Annotated in this window: 1 protein-coding gene; it reads right to left on the bottom strand. The window is 64.7% G+C overall.

Annotated elements, in window-relative coordinates; all coding sequences use genetic code 11:
* The coding region (locus N878_RS21770) for an NAD(P)/FAD-dependent oxidoreductase (RefSeq protein ID WP_021445644.1) at window positions 1-1096 on the bottom strand (1096 nt) is incomplete at both ends.

The raw sequence follows: 1096 nt of genomic DNA on the forward strand, positions 1-1096 counted from the left end.
ACTGCGTCCGCACCCATCTCGATAGCCAGCGCGATCTCTCCGATCATGTCGCCCGCGTGGGTGCCGACCATGCCACCGCCCAGGATCTTGCCGTGGCCCCGGCCAGCATGGCCGTCTCCTGATCCTGCTTCGGGGCTGTCGTCGAACAGCAGCTTGGTGAAGCCTTCGTCGCGGCCGTTGGCAATGGCGCGGCCCGAGGCCGTCCAGGGGAACAGGCCCTTCTTGACCTTGATGCCTTGGGCCTTGGCCTGGTCTTCCGTCAGGCCCACCCAAGCCACTTCAGGGTCGGTGTAGGCCACGCTTGGGATCACGCGGGCGTTGAAGGCGGCGCTTGCCAGCTCTTTGTTGCCTTGCAGTTCACCGGCAATCACTTCTGCCGCCACGTGTGCCTCATGCACCGCCTTGTGCGCCAGCATGGGCTGGCCCACGATGTCGCCGATGGCAAAGATGTGCGGCACGTTGGTGCGCATCTGGATATCGACGTTGATGAAGCCACGGTCCGTGACGGCCACGCCAGCCTTTTCAGCGGCAATCTTCTTGCCGTTGGGCGTGCGGCCCACGGCCTGCAGCACCAGGTCGTACACCTGGGGTTCGGGGGTGGTGCCGCCCTCTTCCGCTGGCGCGAATGTGACCTTGATGCCTTCAGGTGTGGCCTCGGCACCCACGGTTTTCGTCTTCAACATGATGTTGTCGAAGCGCTTGGCGTTCATCTTCTGCCAGATCTTGACCAGGTCGCGGTCGGCGCCCTGCATCAGGCCGTCCATCATTTCCACCACATCCAGGCGTGCGCCCAGGGTGCTGTACACCGTGCCCATTTCCAGGCCGATGATGCCGCCGCCCAGGATGAGCATGCGTTTGGGCACGCCGCTGAGCGCCAGCGCGCCGGTGGAATCGACCACGCGCGGGTCGTTGGGCATGAACGGCAGGCGCACGGCCTGGCTGCCAGCGGCGATGATGGCGCGCTTGAAGGCGATGACCTTCTTGGTGCCCGTCTTCTCCTGGCCCGTGCCGGTGGTTTCTTCCACTTCGAGGTGGTTGGCGCCGACAAAGGCACCGTAGCCGCGAACGGTGGTGACCTTGCGCATTTTGGCCATGG

It is taken from the genome of Pseudomonas sp. EGD-AK9 (assembly GCF_000465935.2).
Classification (GTDB): domain Bacteria; phylum Pseudomonadota; class Gammaproteobacteria; order Pseudomonadales; family Pseudomonadaceae; genus Aquipseudomonas.